Source organism: Enterococcus sp. AZ194, from assembly GCF_051713825.1.
In the GTDB taxonomy this organism is placed as follows: Bacteria; Bacillota; Bacilli; order Lactobacillales; family Enterococcaceae; genus Enterococcus_K.
Genome location: NZ_JBIOQR010000001.1, coordinates 1,123,047 through 1,140,228 on the forward strand (window position 1 = coordinate 1,123,047; position 17,182 = coordinate 1,140,228).

The window sequence follows — 17,182 nt, forward strand, 5'->3', positions numbered from 1 at the left end:
TCCAGGAGGAATAAAATATGGAATTCTCAATAGATAACAATATTAACGACGGCGCAGTCATTAAAGTCATTGGCGTCGGTGGTGGTGGCGGAAACGCTGTAAACCGTATGATCGAAGAAAACGTAAAGGGCGTTGAATTTATTGCTACGAACACAGATGTTCAAGCACTTAAATATTCAAAAGCTGAAACAGTGATTCAATTAGGCCCTAAATACACACGTGGTTTAGGTGCTGGTTCACAACCAGAAGTTGGTCAAAAGGCCGCTGAAGAAAGTGAACAAGCATTACAAGAAGCACTAGAAGGCGCAGATATGGTCTTCATCACTGCTGGTATGGGTGGTGGAACAGGGACAGGAGCGGCTCCAATCGTTGCCAAAATTGCAAAAGAATTAGGTGCTTTAACTGTCGGTGTTGTTACTCGTCCATTTAGCTTTGAAGGACCAAAACGCGGTCGTTTTGCGGCTGAAGGTATTGCTCAATTAAAAGAAAACGTCGATACATTATTAATCATCTCTAATAACCGTTTATTAGAGGTTGTTGACAAGAAGACACCTATGTTAGAAGCCTTCCGTGAAGCAGATAACGTATTACGTCAAGGGGTACAAGGGATTTCAGATTTAATCACTGCACCTGGCTACGTGAACTTGGACTTTGCCGATGTGAAGACAGTTATGGAAAACCAAGGAACGGCTCTTATGGGAATTGGTGTTGCTAGCGGTGAAGACCGTGTTATTGAAGCAACGAAAAAAGCAATTTCTTCTCCATTACTTGAAACATCAATTGATGGCGCGGAACAAGTCCTACTAAACATTACTGGTGGCTTAGATATGACTTTATTTGAAGCACAAGATGCTTCTGATATTGTTTCTAGTGCTGCAACAGGCGATGTTAATATCATCTTAGGTACATCAATTAGTGAAGAACTAGGTGATGAGATTCGTGTAACAGTGATTGCGACAGGAATTGATTCATCAAAAAAAGAAAAAAAGTCTAACCGTCCAGCTAGACAATCTCAAATTCAATCCGTTGCACAAAAACCTGTACTAGATATGGAATCTTCAAAACCAGTCCAACTGGAAGACGAAAACGGCTTTGGTGATTGGGATATCCGCAAAGAACAAAATGTGAGACCAAAAGTTGAAGATACGCAATTCGATTCTATTGAAAAGAAAGAATTTGAAACATTTAATAGAGAAGAAGTTAAGACTAACGACGACGATGAATTAAGTACACCACCATTCTTCCGTCGTAAAAGATAGGAGGGGGAGCACATGATTACTGATAACTTGCGGGAAGTCAGGCAAGCCGTTCGGGATTCGTGTGCTCTTGCTCATAGAAAACCTGAGGAAGTTACACTGATTGCCGTTACAAAAACAGTTGATTCTGAGGCAGCAAGAATTCTTGTTGAGGCAGGTATTACCGATTTAGCTGAAAATAGGGTAGATAAATTGCTGGAAAAGCAATATAATTTAAAAGATGAGATCCATATAAAGTGGCATTTGATTGGTAATTTGCAGCGAAGAAAGGTAAAATCAATAATAAATGAGATTGATTATTTTCACGCATTAGATAGTGTATCTTTAGCCGCTGAAATAAATAAGCGTGCAGAGAAAAATATCTCTTGTTTTGTGGAAGTAAATGTTTCAGGGGAAGAGTCCAAACATGGCATTTCACCTGATGAACTACTTTCATTTATTGATCAACTGAGAGACTATCCAGCAATCACGATTGTCGGTTTGATGACGATGGCCCCTCATGAAGCAAATGAACAAGAACTACACGATATATTCAGTAGATTGAAAATTCTTCAAGAAGATGTGAGACAACGAACATTAGCTCATGCACCTTGTACAGAGTTAAGTATGGGAATGAGTAATGACTTCCCGATTGCTATTGAAGAAGGCTCAACATTCATAAGAATCGGAACAGCATTATTTAAAGATGCGTGAAGGAGGAAATACAATGGCGTTATTCAACAAAGGAGCCCTTGCTAATTTTTTTGGTCTGGCAGATGAAGAGGAATACGACTATTCACCAAAACCAAGACCTGAGATTGTTCAAAAGAGACCTCAGGTAAAACAACAAGGACAACCTGTGCGTCAGCAGGTAAATGTGAATACTCAATCTAAAGAATACGTTAGATCTGAGGCACGTCCATCAAGTACAACGAAAGAAGCACAACAACCGTTTCGTAGTACAAAATCGGTACAGCCGACCAGACAAGAAGAGAAAAAAGTTGTTGCTATGCGTCAAAATGGAGCAGCTCCTAGCCAACAAACAAATGCACATAAGCAATCAAATAAAATTACAATCATCGAACCACGTGTTTATTCTGAAGCAATGACTATTGCCAAAAGAATTTTAGCAGGTGAATCTGTTCTTGTTAATTTTCATTTAATTGAGGAAACACAAGCACGAAGAATTGTTGATTTTCTTACAGGAACTGTCTATGCAGAAGATGGAGATATCAAACGTGTAGGAGATGAGATTTTCTTATGCACGCCAGCTAATGTTGAAATCGATAGCTCAACGGCACAATCGATTGCTGAATCTCAGTTTTTTGATTTCTAGAGGAGGATATTCCTATTATTATGACACTTACTAATTTATTACTTAAAGGAGTAGAGCTTTATTCGCTATTATTAGTCATTTATGCGCTACTTTCTTGGTTTCCTGGTGGTTATCAATCGACTATCGGGAAGATATTGTCTCGGCTATGTGAGCCTTACTTAAGTTTGTTCGATCGAATGAATTTACATTTTGGTCCAGTAGATTTTACTATTATGGCCGCTATTCTACTCTTAAATTTAGCTAGCAACGGACTAGTCATTTTAATAGGTACTTTTCTTTGATAAAGGGGGTGATTATCTGTGAACGCGAATGTGTATCAACATTTCCGAGTAGATGAGCACCCTTTTATTGACTTAATTGGAGATTGGCTTGAACAGGTCCAAAGTCAATATGCACCTTATCTTACTGATTTCTTAGACCCGCGTCAGGCCTATATTTTGGAAACCTTGATTCGCCAAGATAGCGACTTGGAATTTTCGTTTTATGGGGGTTATGAGTCGGCTGAACGAAAGAGATGTCTGATTTATCCTGACTACTATGAACCAACAGATGAGGATTTTGAAGTTAGTTTATTAGAGATTAACTATCCCAAAAAATTCGTCAGTCTTTCTCATGGGAAAGTGTTGGGGACGTTATTAGGCTCGGGTGTTAAACGAGAATATTTCGGTGATATCATTTCTGATGGAGAACGCTGGCAAGTCTTTTTGGACAAAGGTGTGGCTTCATTTATTGGTATTCAGGTGGATAAAATGGGAAAAGTGGCTGTTCGCTTGGAAGAAAAGAATTATACGGACATCTTGATACCAAAAGATGGCTGGACAGAAGAACATGAGACGGTCAGCTCACTTCGGTTAGATAGTGTGATTTCGACAGTCTATAACATTTCTCGACAGCGTTCCAAACAGTTAATTGAAGCAGGAAAAGTCAAGATTAACTGGACTGAAAATACACGACCAGATTTTGTTCTGGATTTACTGGATATTATTTCGGTAAGAGGATTTGGTCGGATCCAGATTCAGGAGTTAGAGGGAAAAACGAAAAAAGATAAATATCGGTTGTTGCTGGGAGTTTTACGAAAATAAGACGAAGAGGTGAACACAATGGCATTAACACCATTAGACATTCAAAACAAAAATTTCCCTACAAAGATGCGAGGGTATAATTCTGATGAAGTAGACGACTTTTTAGATTTAATTGGAAGAGATTATGAGATAGCTATTCAAAAAAATCGCGAGCTTGAAAAAGCATTAAAACATGCAGAAGAAAAACTGGAATACTTTAACGAGTTGAAAGACGCGTTAAATCAATCAATTATTGTAGCGCAAGATACAGCAGATAAAGTAAAAACTAGTGCTTCTAAAGAATCAGAAGTGATTGTGACTTCTGCTCAAAACAGAGCGAATGAATTGATTTCAAATGCTGAAAAACGTGCCAATGCATTAAACATTGCTGCTGAGACAAAAGCAAAAGAGATTATTACTGATGCAACGTCGAAAGCTCGTCAATTAGCAACTGAAACAGATGACTTGAAGAAAAAAACACGTGTCTTCCACCAACGTTTAAGCTTGATGCTAGAATCTCAGCTTGAACAAGTGAAGAGCCCTGAGTGGGATGAAATCTTACAACCATTCTCATCATTTGTTACAGATAGTCATGAGGTAATTAAAGAAGTCTTATCAAAAGAGCTTGACAATGAAAATGATTCTGAAGTAAACTCTAATTCAGAAGATGAATTATTAATTAATGAAAAAGAAGTTGTTGGACAACCAGAAATCTCTGAACCAACAATTGAAGATACAGAAGAAGAATAGAACAGAAAAGCTGACGGATAATCTTTAAGCGAGCCAATGATAGTGAGAGTTTGGTAAGACCCTATCGTCAGAAAGATCCTCTATGTGTAATTATTTCTGAAGTAAGTAGGAAATAGCGGGTGATTCCGTTAGCAATCACACAAGTGAATCTGTAATACGGGTTCTAAAATTGGGTGGTACCACGACACGTTCGTCCCTTGGGATGCACGTGTCTTTTTATATACAAACAAATAAATTTTTAAATAAAGGAGCGACTTACTCTATGAAGATGAAAGAGACACTTCAATTAGGAAAAACAGCTTTTCCAATGCGTGGAAATTTACCAAACCGAGAAGTTGAATGGCAAAAAGAATGGGAAGAAAATGATCTGTATGGTCGTCGTCAAAAATTAAACGAGGGAAAACCAACCTTTGTCTTACATGACGGCCCTCCATACGCAAACGGAAATATCCATTTAGGACACTCATTAAACAAAATTAGTAAAGATATCATTGTTCGGTCAAAATCAATGTCTGGATTCCGTGCACCGTATGTTCCTGGTTGGGATACACATGGATTGCCTATCGAGCAAGTGCTAACCAACAAAGGAATTAAAAGAAAAGAAATGACTTTAGCTGAGTACCGCGAAAAATGCGAAGAGTATGCGCGCTCACAAGTCGACACACAAAGAGCAGACTTCAAACGTCTGGGCGTTTCTGGTGATTGGGACAATCCCTATATCACATTGACTCCTTCTTATGAAGCGGCTGAAATTCGTGTGTTTGGGAAAATGGCTGAAAAAGGCTATATCTATAAAGGCTTAAAACCGATTTATTGGTCACCTTCAAGTGAATCTTCACTTGCAGAAGCAGAGATTGAGTATAAAGATGTTAAATCAGCTTCAATCTATGTAGCATTTCCAGTGAAGGATGGTAAAGGAATTCTGGATACAGATACATCATTTGTTATTTGGACAACGACTCCTTGGACATTACCAGCTAACCAAGGAATTGCAGTCAATCCAGATTATACGTATGTTTTAGTCAATGCAGATGGTCGTAAATTAGTGATTGCTAAAGATCTTATTGAAACAGTCAAAGAAGCGATTGGTTGGGAATCCGTCGAAGTTCTCAACGAAATCAGTGGAAAAGATATGGAGTTCATGGAAGCTCAACATCCGTTTTATGATCGAACTTCGTTAGTGATTTTAGGAGACCATGTCACTTTGGATGCGGGTACTGGACTCGTTCATACAGCACCAGGACACGGGGAAGATGACTATATCGCTGGGCATAAATATAACTTAGAGGTTCTTTCTCCTATTGATAATAAAGGAATCTTCACAGAGGAAGCTCCTGGGTTTGAGGGTGTCTTCTATGACAAAGCCAATCCAATGGTTACTGAATTACTGAAAGAAAAAGGCGCATTATTGAAGCTTGATTTCTTTACGCATAGTTATCCTCATGATTGGCGTAGCAAAAAACCGGTTATTTATCGTGCGACACCACAATGGTTTGCTTCAATCGATAAATTCCGTGCCAACATTTTAGATGAAGTTGAAAAAGTTGATTGGATTATTCCGTGGGGCAAAATGCGTTTATATAACATGATTCGTGACCGTGGGGATTGGGTCATTTCAAGACAACGTGCATGGGGTGTACCTCTGCCAATCTTTTATGCAGAAAACGGTGAACCAATTATTACACCTGAAACAATTGAACATGTAGCCAACTTGTTTGCTGAACATGGTTCAAATGTTTGGTTTAAGCGAGAAGCAAAAGAGTTATTACCAGAAGGATTCACTCACCCTGCTTCACCAAATGGAGAATTCACAAAAGAAACGGACATTATGGATGTTTGGTTTGACTCAGGTTCTTCACATGAAGCCGTATTACGTCAACGTCCTGATTTAACTTTCCCAGCGGATATGTATTTGGAAGGTTCTGACCAATATCGTGGCTGGTTCAACTCAAGTATCACAACTAGTGTGGCGATTAATGGTGTGGCACCATACAAAGCAGTCTTGTCTCAAGGCTTTACGTTAGATGGCGAAGGTCGTAAAATGAGTAAATCTTTAGGCAATACAATTTTGCCAGATAAAGTAATCAAACAAATGGGTGCAGACATCCTTCGTTTGTGGGTAAGTAGTGTGGATTATGAATCAGATGTCCGTGTTTCTATGGATATTTTGAATCAAGTTTCTGAGGTCTACCGTAAGATTCGTAACACAATGCGTTTCTTATTAGCCAATACAACTGATTTCCAACCAGACAAAGATGCTGTTTCATACAACGAATTACGTTCAGTTGATAAATATATGATGGTTCGTTTGAATCAAGTCATTAAAGAAATTCGTGAAGAAGGATATGATAAATATAACTTCATTCACATCTACAAAACAGTAATCAATTTCTTAACAGTTGAGCTTTCATCTTTCTATTTAGATTTTGCAAAAGATGTGGTGTATATCGAAGCTGAAGGAGATTACCAACGTCGCTGTATGCAAACAGTTTTCTATGAAACGGCTGTTGCGTTAAGCAAATTATTGACGCCAATTATTCCTCATACAACAGAAGAAATTTGGTCATTCTTGAAGGAAGAGGAAGACTTTGTTCAATTAGCTGAATTTCCAGGCTATGAAGAGTTTGCGAACCAAGAAGAATTATTAGACACATGGCAAGCCTTCATGGTGTTTAGAGATAAGGTTCTAAAAGCGTTGGAAGAAGCTCGAAATGAAAAATTGATTGGAAAGTCTCTTGAAGCGAAGCTGACAATTTATCCAAATGAGCAGGTTCGGACATTACTAACGGCAGTGGATGCTGATTTAACACAGCTATTAATTGTTTCTCCTGATTACTTTGCGATTGCAGATGAAGGTGAAGCAGCTCCTGATAAAGCAGTGAAATTTGACGATGTCGCTATTCTAGTTGAAAAAGCAGATGGCGAAACTTGTGATCGTTGTCGTCAAGTACGAAAAGATATAGGAACAGATGAAAAATTACCACATCTATGCGGACGTTGTGCCCATATTGTCGAAGAAAACTATCCTGACGCTGTTGCAGAAGGCTTTGAAGAGTAAGTAAACTTTCCGGTTGACCATTTGATAGGTTCTTTGTCAAATGGGATTGATGATAGGAATTTGATAGCTGAAGATTGAAAGGAAACCTGTTCAATCTTCAGCTTTTTTGGGTTGAGGATGAGTAATCGATTTTTTTGTCGCAATATAGATAACCAAAAAGCCCTTCAACTACCGATTGTTTAGAGGTAGTTGAAGGACTTGTCTGTTTATTTATCTAATTTGCCACGTTCGCGGTACCAAACATCTGGTTGCCAGATCCATTCGAAACCGTCTTTTTCTAATAAATCAAAGGCTGCTTGTGGGCCCATTGTTCCAGCTGCATAGTTTGGAAAATCAGGAGTTGTTTTGTCCCAAACAGAACGAATAACATCGACCAAATGCCAAGATTGAGCCACTTCATCCCAATGAGAGAAGTTCGTCCCATCCCCATTGAGCGCGTCCAAAATCAATTTTTCATAGGCTTCAGGACTGTTGCTGACTGTTTCAGCACTGTGACGGAAGTCCAGTTTGACAGGAGAAGTATTAAAGCCTTGACCGACTTCTTTTCCATTTAGTGTCATTGAGAAACCTTCAGTTGGTTGAATATAAATAGTTAAAACGTTTGGTGGAAGATCACTGTTCTCACAAGTTCCATCTACAGAAGGTTTAAATACATTAACAGGGACTTGTTTGAAAACAATGTTAATTCGGGTTCCTTTTTCCGTCAGACGTTTGCCGGTACGGACATAAAAAGGGACACCTGACCAACGGAAGTTATCAATCATAAATTTCCCAGCAACGAATGTTTCCGTTTCAGAAGCCTCAGAGACATTCTCTTCATGTCGATAGTCCACGTAGGTTTGACCATCTAACACACCGTTATCATATTGGCCGCGCACAAAGTTCGTTGCAGCTTCCTTTTCATCATAAAGGCGAATCGCATTTAACGCTTTAACTTTCTCCGTCCGGATTTCTTTTTCTGAAAAGGCAACAGGCGGTTCCATAGCAAGAAGAGAAACAACTTGTAAAATATGGTTTTGAACCATATCTTTTAAGGCACCACTATGTTCATAATAGCCACCACGGTCTTCAACACCAAGACTTTCAGCAAAGGTAATCTGAACATTATCAATATAGCGATTGTTCCATTGCGATTCGAAAATGTTGTTGGCAAAGCGGATAGCGGAAATATTTTGAATCATTTCTTTGCCTAAGTAATGATCGATTCGGAAAATATCTTCTTCTGGGAAAACAGAACCGATTTGTTGATTTAATTCATAAGCTGATTGATAGTCAGCGCCGAATGGTTTTTCAATGACCAAACGATTGAAGCCGTTTTCCGTCATGATTTTTTGAGATTTTAAATGTGAGACGATTGTGCCGAAAAATTGAGGAGCCATAGCAAGATAATACAGGCGATTGCCGTTTAGACCATATTTTTCGTCCAATTGATCGGATAAGTTTTTTAACGTATCATAGTGATCTGAGTCAGTTACATTGTGTGATTGATAATAAAAATGACTTGAAAAATCAAGTGCTTCTTGCTCTGTTGGCTGCAAGTCCTGAATCGTTTCACGAACGATTTCACGGTAATGGTCATCACTCCACTCACGACGTGCCGTTCCAATTACTGCAAAGTTTGCGTGCAGATTGCCTTTTTTATAAAGTCGGAATAAAGACGGATATAGTTTTCTTTTAGCCAAGTCACCAGTTCCACCAAAAATGGTGAAAAGTACGGTATTTTCATTTGCCATAGTCGTTGCTCCTTTTATAATTTATCTACAAAAATTGTACTAGCTGCTTTGTAACTAACAGCGATTTGTTTGTGCCCATTTTCCAGAGTTACTGGGCCTTCATAAGCGGCGATTTCTTTAATCGTAAATTCATCATGAATATTCAAGTCAATCGAGACCAAATAGTCGAGTAAATCTTTTTCATCAAGCACACGCGCAATACGAATTTTTGTATCTACTGGATAATCAGCTAGTGTTTTACGTAGTTTTTCATGAATAATTTGTCCTTCTTTTGGAATCATTCCACCATGTGGGCAATAAGTTGGGTGGTTGAGATACTCCTCGAGATGTTTTGCAAGATGAGTTGAGGTCACGTGTTCTAGCACTTCCGCATCATCATGGACTTCATTCCAAGTGAAGTTTAGGTGTTCCACTAGAAAAACTTCCCATAGCCGATGTTTACGAATTAAAGAACTTGCTTTTTTTAGGCCGTCCTCAGTTAACTGCGCGCCCTTATATGGCGAGTGTTCGACAAGCCCCTCTTTTACAAGCTTTGAAATCATTTCACTGACGGAAGCAGCCGATACACCTAGGCCAGAAACAATTTGTTTGTTACTTATGCTATTCTCGTCTCCTCCTAGTTCTAAAATGAGTTTTAAATAATCTTCACGATTTGGTGTCATCTTTTGCCATCCTTTCATGGTAGAAACCATCATACTTAAGTGTATCAAAAAAATGAACCTTTGACTATTTTTTAATAGAAAAATTGGCATAAAATCGGATTTTTCTGATAATAAAACGACAAGCCAAAGCTTAGAACGAAAAACATCTACAAATCCCTTGAGAAGTTTGTAGATGTTACTGATTATTATTGAATGATTGCCAAAATTAATTGTACAGCTTGTATCGTTCGTCATCCGCTTCGTCATAAAAGTAGGCGGCCTGCTCATTGGCTGCTTCCATAATTAAGTGATAGCCGTATTCATCTTGGAAAACAAGTCGGTTTATATTTAATTCAACTAAGATTGTCTTAACAGGGTGCTCATCAATCACTAAAGAATAATCTTTGTTAATTAGCAGGGTGTGGAGCTCCTTGCTTTTATCATAAAAACGCCACTCTCCCATAAAAAGTGAGTAATCTTCTGAAGAGCTGGGATTTTTTTTGCGCAATATTAGAGAGCCGGCTAGACCAAGTAAAGAGGCACCTAATAATAGAGGAAATCTTTTTTTCAAGTTAAAGCCACTCCTTTATCATTACTGTTCGTTACTATTATAGTATACCAAATTAATTTAAAAATACATCAGTCAAAAGTCTGAGCAAGAAGTTTTTTTTCATCATTTATGCTACGATAGAGTGGAGGTGAAGGTTGTGGAGTATGCAAATGTTTGTTTAGCGAGATTTCTAGAGCGGCCCAATCGTTTTATCGCTCATTGTCGATTAGAGACAGGAGAAGAAGTGGTTGCTCATGTAAAAAATACGGGCAGAGGAAGAGAAGTTTTCTTGCCAGAAGCTGAGGTTGCGTTGGTCCATTGTCCAAGTGAAAAGAGAAAGACAGCTTATGACTTGGTGGCAGTCAAAAAAGGGACGGCTTGGATCAATATCGATAGTCAAATTCCTAATGCACTGGCGGCAGAGGGATTATTATCAGGTGAAATTCAATTACCTGGACTCAAGGGGACAATCACGCAGTTAAAACGAGAGGTAACTTATCAACATTCTAAGTTTGATATTTATCTAGAGTCTGACCAGAATGAAAAGGTTTTTGTTGAAGTGAAAGGAATGACCTTAGAAAACAAAAAAATAGGGGCCTTTCCTGATGCACCCACAAGTCGAGGGTTAAAGCATGTGGAAGAGTTAACTTTAGCACAAAAAGAAGGTTATCAATGTTATGTGCTTTTTATTATTCAATTTGAAGAAGTTGCGCTTGCGACGATTCATACAGAGATGCAGCCGGTACTTTTTGAGGCCATTCGAAGAGGAAAAGAAGACGGACTGCAAGTTTTAGCGTATAATTGTCATGTAACCCCAGGAGAAATTCGAGTAAAAGAAAAGATTAGCTTTCAATTGGAATATCCATTTGAAGACCCAAATAAATGAAATTGAAATGAGGGGAAATAAATGATTCATTTAGGTGTTATTGGCACGAATTGGATTAGTGGACAATTTGTTGAGGCCGCATTATCAACGAAGGAATATGAGCTGACCGCGGTTTACTCTAGGAAACTAGAAACAGCTCAAGCATTTGCCAAGCCCTTTGGTGAAGCTGAATATGCAACAGATCTACAAACATTTTTCGGGATTCAGCACATGGACACGGTGTATATTGCATCACCCAACAGCTTGCATTTTGAGCAGGCCAAAGAAGCAATACTGGCTAAGAAAAATGTAATCGTTGAAAAACCAGCTTTTTCAACGCCAGAAGAAATGGATGAAATCATTCGTCTAGCAAATGCTCAGCACGTCTTTTTCTTTGAAGCGGCAAGAAACTTCCACGAACAAAGCTTCCAAAAAATTCGTGAGTTGCTTCCCTTAAAAAATGAGATTTTAGGTGCGAGCTTTACGTACATGAAATATTCTTCTCGGTATGACCAAGTACTTGATGGCCAGGAACCCAATATTTTTTCTCCCCATTTTTCTGGAGGGGCGTTAATGGATTTGGGCGTTTATCTCGTCTATGCGGCAGTTGCTTGGTTTGGTATGCCAGATGAGGTTCATTACTTTGCCCGACCGGTTGTGACTGGTGTGGATGGTTTGGGCTGGGGGATTCTCCGGTATGATTTGTTTGATGTAACGATTCAACCTGGAAAAATTGGGGATTCTTATGCGACCTCTGAAATCTATTTTGATAAAGGAACGCTCGTATTAAACGGCGTGAATGCTATAGAAGAGGCTGTTTATCATGATAGGGCTCACAAAGAACGAGAAAAAATTGAGCTATCGACCGAAAAAAATCCAATGGTTGAGGAAGCCCGGGCATTTGCAAAAGTAATTGCTCATCCGACTGATAAAAAATATGGCGTTCTCTATGAAGAGTGGGTCGAGTTAGCTAGAAATGTGAATCAAGTGATTTACAATTTACGAAAAAGTGCTGGAATCACGTTTGATGCCGACAGCAAGTGAGAAAGAGGAACTATTAATTTTATGACTGATTATAAAGAACAACTTCCAGAGGTTTGGCAAAAGAAATGGCAAGCTTCTGGTTTTATGAAAGCTTCATCGATACAAGAGCAATGTTTTACACCTTTACGTGAAAAAAAGGATGTAGTCGGGATTTCACCGACTGGCTCTGGGAAAACTTTGGCGTATCTGTTGCCATTATTAATGAATGTTGAACAAGGAAACGCAAATCAATTATTGATTTTGACGTCTTCACAAGAGTTAGCTATCCAAGTAACCGAGGTTGCAAGAGTGTGGGCTGCAGAAATTGGCTTAAAGGTCCAACCGTTAATTGGTGGGGCAAATGTCAAAAGGCAGCTTGAAAACTTGAAAAAGAAACCGGAAGTAATTGTTGGTACGCCTGGACGTGTGCTGGAGTTAATGAAACAGAAAAAAGTTAAGGCGCATTTATTTCAAACGATTGTTATGGATGAAGCGGACCAGCTGTTTCAAGAGGGAACAGAGAACCTAACCAAACAAATCCTGACACAAGCGCCTGTTGACTATCAGCTGGCTTTCTTTTCGGCAACAGCAGATCGAGCCTTAGAAACGATTCAGATGCTAAAGGATAGCGCAATCAAAGTGATTGATGTGACCGCCGAGGACGATAGTCAAGGTGAGGTTCGTCATGTCTATTTACGAATAACCGAGAGAAAAAAAATTGATATCTTACGACGTCTCGCCTATTTGGATGCGTTTCAAGCATTGGTCTTCTTTAACCAAGTTGGCGATATGGGGGCAGCAGAAGAGAAGCTGTTACATCACGGCGTTGAAGTGGCCAGTCTAGCTTCTGATCAGAACAAGTTAATGAGAAAAATGGCGATTCAACAGTTTAGAGAAGGAAGACTAGTCGAGTTGTTAACAACGGATATTGCGGCACGAGGGTTAGATATTCCGAAGCTGCCTTACATTGTGAACGCAGATATTCCGATGACGCAAGAAGGGTATATTCATCGTTCTGGAAGAGTTGGGCGAATGGGTACCAAAGGCGTGGTTCTAAACTTAGTGTCACCAGGAACGATTGATGATTTGAAACGTTTGGCGAAGACGATGGGGATTTCTTTATCAGAGGTTTTCCTCCATGGGGGGCAGTTACACACTGAACGACCTGCATCTGAGGAAGGCCCTCGTGAGTCACACACTAAAATCATAAAAAAAGAAAAAAAGCAAATAAAAGCTACACACAAATTTTCAGAGACACCACAAACCAAAAAGAAGAAGAAACAAAAGAATCAAAAGAACAAAGGAGCAAGGCGCAAATAAGCGCCTTTTTTTCTTGTTTTTGTGTTACTATGTAGATGAATGCGTTTCGAAATAGGAGGGCTTTTTGTGAATTCAAGAAAAAGCGAGATATTGAAAACTCTAGAACAAAAAAAACAAGGAATGACAGCTGCAGAAGTAGCAGAAATTCTAAAAATCGATCGTAGCAATGCAAGCAGGTACCTTAGCGAGCTGTATAAAGAACAAAAAATAACCAAATCAAGTGGTCGGCCAGTGATTTATTCAATGGTAGATGAAGAAAAAAGCGAGTATGTAGATCATTCGAGTGAGGTCACATTTGATAATTTGGTTGGTGCCAATGATTCGTTGAAAGTGAGTATCCAACAGGCTAAGGCGGCAATTCTTTACCCACCCAAAGGATTACACACTATTATTTTTGGGGAGACGGGAACAGGAAAGTCGATGTTCGCAGAGTGTATGTATCATTTTGCTGTTGATTCGAATACCTTAGAAAATGATGCACCATTCATTTCGTTTAACTGTGCGGATTATGCGCAAAACCCACAGCTTTTATTTGGACATATTTTTGGGATTCGAAAAGGGGCTTATACAGGAGCTACTGAGGATAGTCTGGGATTAATGGCTAAGGCAGATGGTGGGATTCTTTTTTTGGATGAAATCCATCGATTACCTCCAGAAGGACAAGAGATGCTGTTTACGTTCATTGATAAAGGTGTTTATCGACCTTTGGGGGAAAGTGAACAAGTGTATCACGCTTCCGTACAGATTATAGGGGCGACAACTGAGTCTTCAGAAACCTTCTTGACGACCTTTAACCGACGAATTCCTATGTCTATAACGTTACCTAACTTGGCATCACGTTCATTGGATGAGCGTTATGAGATTATCTCTTTGTTTATTAAACAAGAGGCCAATCGGTTAAACCAACGAATTGACGTGGAACGAGATGCAATCTTAGCGTTTATGTTATATGAAGCAGAAGGCAATATCGGACAGATTAAACGGGATCTAAAACTCGTCTGTGCCAAAGCCTTTCTGCATTATCGAACACATGATGAGAAGCGTTTGGTCATTTACAAAAAAGATTTGTCTCTCCAAGTTCAAAAAGGCTTGCTAAGAGTCAAAGAGTTACCAGATCGTTTGGACTATTTTGCAGACGGAAAAAGTAACTATTTAACTTTTGAGCCAGGTTCATCAGAGGTTGTTTGGTCACAGGACCCAGAAAGAGACATGCAGGTTTATAATGAGATTGAGGAAAAAGTCTCTTCTCTTTCAAAAGATGGCCTTGAAAACATTGATTTGGAGTCATTGATCTCAGGGGACGTCGATGCGTATTTTCAAACCTATGTGGATGAGTTGGCGCAAAGTGAGATTCATAAAGAGCTTTTACCGGGTGATATTTGGGATCTGACGAATCGTTTGTATGATATAGCAGAGAAGCGGTTGGATAGACGATACAATGAGAAGGCCCGATTTGCGTTTGCCCTTCATTTACAAAGTACGATAGAACGAGTCAAAGAAGGACACGTGATCGTTCATCCAGATTTAAATACTGTTCGAAAAAAACTTAAAAAAGAATTTCAAGTAGCTATCGATTTATCGGCTATTATAGAAGAAGAAAAACAAATAGAAATTCCCTTTGATGAGATTGGCTTTATCAGTATGTTCCTTTCAATTAATGTGGGAGAAAGAGAACAGATTAAGGAAAACACAGTGGGCGTTGTTGTTTTGATGCATGGTAGCTCTACCGCTTCAAGTATGTTAGAGACGGCTCAGGAGTTACTGGGGATTGATTCAGGGATTGCCATGAACATGTCTTTGACGATGGAAGTCCAAACGATGTATGACCAATTACTGTATTATGTAAAGAAAAATAAAGAACATTTAACCAATGGCATGCTTTTATTAACAGATATGGGCTCTCTTAATTCATTTGGAAACATGATTTATGAAGAAACGGGCATCAGAACTAAGGCCATCACCATGTCGAGTACGATGATTGTTTTAGAAGCGATTCGAATGGCTAGTATTGGACGAAGCCTTGAAGATATCTATCAAAACATTCAGATGTCCTTTGAAAGTATTGTTCGTCAACAGTTCAAGGTCATTCCTCAAGATCGAGAAGAGATTAAGAAAGCCGTGATTGTGACTTGTTTTACTGGTGAAGGTGTGGCGGCGAAACTATATGAACGAATTGTTCCTGTGATTGACGAAAGTAAAGTTGAGATTATTCAGATGCAATTTATTGAGCGTGAGTCCTTCAAAAAACATATCGATAGTTTGATGGAGGAATATGAGATCAAAGCAATCGCTGGCACCGTTGATGTCGAATATCAGAATATTCCATTCTTCTCTGCGTTAGATATATTTAATGATGAGAAGCTGAATATCTTAAAACGAATTGCGGGCGATGAGATTCCTGTTGAAAAAATTGTTTCTTCTTTACAAGGAACGATCATGCACGTCTCTTCATTACAACGATTGATTCAGATTCTTCAAAAGACTGTTCATCAGATTCAAACGGATATGCATGTGATTGTTGAGCCTGGTGTTGATGCAGGCATCGTCATTCATTTGGCTTTCTTGATTGATGGGCTACTAAACGGCGATGAAAGTCGGGTATTTACCAATCTTTCCGACTTTTTAAAAAAATACCGTCTAGAGTCTGATGTCGTTCGAACCAATTTGATGGCGGTTGAGAAGGCCTATCGAGTGTCTATCTCAGAAGATGAGATTGCTTACTTGGCTCAAATGTTTATCGAGAATAAAATTAAAAGTAATTTGGATGTTACACACAAATTCAGTGTGTAATTTCAAATAGGCAGTGTGTACACAATCTGTATAGACCAAAAGAGCGATTTCAAGCTCTTTTGGTCTATTTTATTTTTGGCACGCTTCTTGCATTAATATATAGTGTATTCAAAAATTATAAAGGGAGTGGAAAATAATGGCTAAAAAAACAATCATGTTAGTTTGTTCCGCAGGGATGAGCACAAGCCTACTAGTTACAAAAATGCAAAAAGCTGCTGAAGAAAAAGGAATCGAAGCAGATATCTTTGCTGTATCAGCATCAGATGCAGACAATAATTTGGAAGCAAAAAATGTCGATGTCTTATTATTAGGCCCACAAGTTCGTTTTATGAAAGCGCAATTTGAGCAAAAATTAGCACCTAAAGGAATTCCTTTAGATGTTATTAACATGCAAGATTATGGCATGATGAACGGCGAAAAAGTATTAGCGCAGGCCGAATCATTAATTGACAACAAGTAATATTTGAGATTCGGAGGAAAAGACAAGTGGAAGATCAAAAGAATTTAGAAGCAATCATGGGCTTAATTATGTACGGTGGGAACGCCAAAAGTGATGCAATGGAAGCAATTGCAGCAGCAAAAAAAGGGAATTTCGAAGAAGCTGATCAAAAAATTGCTGATGCAAAAGCTTCATTAGTGGAAGCACATCACTCACAAACTGGTTTGTTAACACAAGAAGCACAAGGAAATCATATGGAAGTGACCCTCTTAACTGTTCACAGTCAAGATCACTTAATGACAGCGATTGCCTTTACAGATTTAGCTGAAGAGATTATTGCTTTATACCGTCGTATCGACGAAAAATAACTACCTTTTCTTT

16 protein-coding genes are annotated in these 17,182 nt (G+C 38.9%); 13 read left to right on the forward strand and 3 right to left on the reverse strand.

The features are described from left to right. Positions 1–17 precede the first annotated feature (17 nt). The 7 genes from ftsZ to ileS all read left to right on the forward strand — a co-directional run bounded on the left by ftsZ (position 18) and on the right by ileS (position 7,440). Positions 18–1,259, forward strand: coding sequence for a cell division protein FtsZ (gene ftsZ / locus IGI37_RS05365; RefSeq protein ID WP_438760412.1), 1,242 nt, complete (start codon positions 18–20; stop codon positions 1,257–1,259). A 12-nt stretch (positions 1,260–1,271) separates the two neighbouring features. Next, a complete protein-coding gene (locus IGI37_RS05370; protein ID WP_438760413.1) occupies positions 1,272–1,949 on the forward strand; it encodes a YggS family pyridoxal phosphate-dependent enzyme in 678 nt (225 codons plus the stop codon). Between the two features lie 13 nt (positions 1,950–1,962). Next, the gene (locus tag IGI37_RS05375; RefSeq protein WP_438760414.1) at positions 1,963–2,571 is read left to right on the forward strand and encodes a cell division protein SepF; all 609 of its coding nucleotides are present in this window, start codon (positions 1,963–1,965) and stop codon (positions 2,569–2,571) included. 20 nt (positions 2,572–2,591) lie between these two features. Next, positions 2,592–2,852: a YggT family protein gene (locus tag IGI37_RS05380; protein ID WP_438760415.1), complete on the forward strand. Its 261-nt coding sequence runs from the start codon at positions 2,592–2,594 to the stop codon at positions 2,850–2,852. A gap of 18 nt (positions 2,853–2,870) precedes the next feature. Next, a complete protein-coding gene (locus IGI37_RS05385) occupies positions 2,871–3,653 on the forward strand; it encodes an RNA-binding protein (protein ID WP_438760416.1) in 783 nt (260 codons plus the stop codon). An 18-nt stretch (positions 3,654–3,671) separates the two neighbouring features. After that, positions 3,672–4,382: a DivIVA domain-containing protein gene (locus IGI37_RS05390; RefSeq protein WP_438760417.1), complete on the forward strand. Its 711-nt coding sequence runs from the start codon at positions 3,672–3,674 to the stop codon at positions 4,380–4,382. A gap of 262 nt (positions 4,383–4,644) precedes the next feature. After that, complete coding sequence (ileS, locus tag IGI37_RS05395; RefSeq protein WP_438760418.1) at positions 4,645–7,440, forward strand: isoleucine--tRNA ligase; 2,796 nt, start codon at positions 4,645–4,647, stop codon at positions 7,438–7,440. Positions 7,441–7,646: 206 nt separating this feature from the next. On the opposite strand, the gene zwf is transcribed toward ileS, so the two are convergent. The 3 genes from zwf to IGI37_RS05410 form a co-directional block, all read right to left on the reverse strand. After that, on the reverse strand, positions 7,647–9,173 hold the full coding sequence (gene zwf / locus IGI37_RS05400; protein WP_438760419.1) for a glucose-6-phosphate dehydrogenase: 1,527 nt from the start codon (positions 9,171–9,173) through the stop codon (positions 7,647–7,649). A 14-nt stretch (positions 9,174–9,187) separates the two neighbouring features. Further along, on the reverse strand, positions 9,188–9,835 hold the full coding sequence (locus IGI37_RS05405) for a metal-dependent transcriptional regulator (RefSeq protein WP_438760420.1): 648 nt from the start codon (positions 9,833–9,835) through the stop codon (positions 9,188–9,190). 205 nt (positions 9,836–10,040) lie between these two features. Beyond that, complete coding sequence (locus IGI37_RS05410; RefSeq protein ID WP_438760421.1) at positions 10,041–10,385, reverse strand: DUF4828 domain-containing protein; 345 nt, start codon at positions 10,383–10,385, stop codon at positions 10,041–10,043. 136 nt (positions 10,386–10,521) lie between these two features. On the opposite strand from IGI37_RS05410, the gene sfsA reads away from it, so the two are divergent. The 6 genes from sfsA to IGI37_RS05440 all read left to right on the forward strand — a co-directional run bounded on the left by sfsA (position 10,522) and on the right by IGI37_RS05440 (position 17,169). Next, on the forward strand, positions 10,522–11,250 hold the full coding sequence (sfsA, locus tag IGI37_RS05415; protein WP_438760422.1) for a DNA/RNA nuclease SfsA: 729 nt from the start codon (positions 10,522–10,524) through the stop codon (positions 11,248–11,250). A gap of 21 nt (positions 11,251–11,271) precedes the next feature. Beyond that, positions 11,272–12,273, forward strand: coding sequence for a Gfo/Idh/MocA family protein (locus IGI37_RS05420; protein ID WP_438760423.1), 1,002 nt, complete (start codon positions 11,272–11,274; stop codon positions 12,271–12,273). A 21-nt stretch (positions 12,274–12,294) separates the two neighbouring features. Continuing rightward, positions 12,295–13,572, forward strand: coding sequence for a DEAD/DEAH box helicase (locus IGI37_RS05425; protein ID WP_438760424.1), 1,278 nt, complete (start codon positions 12,295–12,297; stop codon positions 13,570–13,572). Positions 13,573–13,638: 66 nt separating this feature from the next. After that, positions 13,639–16,362, forward strand: coding sequence for a sigma 54-interacting transcriptional regulator (locus tag IGI37_RS05430; RefSeq protein ID WP_438760425.1), 2,724 nt, complete (start codon positions 13,639–13,641; stop codon positions 16,360–16,362). A gap of 136 nt (positions 16,363–16,498) precedes the next feature. Then, complete coding sequence (locus IGI37_RS05435) at positions 16,499–16,822, forward strand: PTS sugar transporter subunit IIB (RefSeq protein ID WP_438760426.1); 324 nt, start codon at positions 16,499–16,501, stop codon at positions 16,820–16,822. 56 nt (positions 16,823–16,878) lie between these two features. After that, positions 16,879–17,169: a PTS lactose/cellobiose transporter subunit IIA gene (locus IGI37_RS05440; protein WP_438763592.1), complete on the forward strand. Its 291-nt coding sequence runs from the start codon at positions 16,879–16,881 to the stop codon at positions 17,167–17,169. The last annotated feature ends 13 nt before the right edge of the window (positions 17,170–17,182 follow it).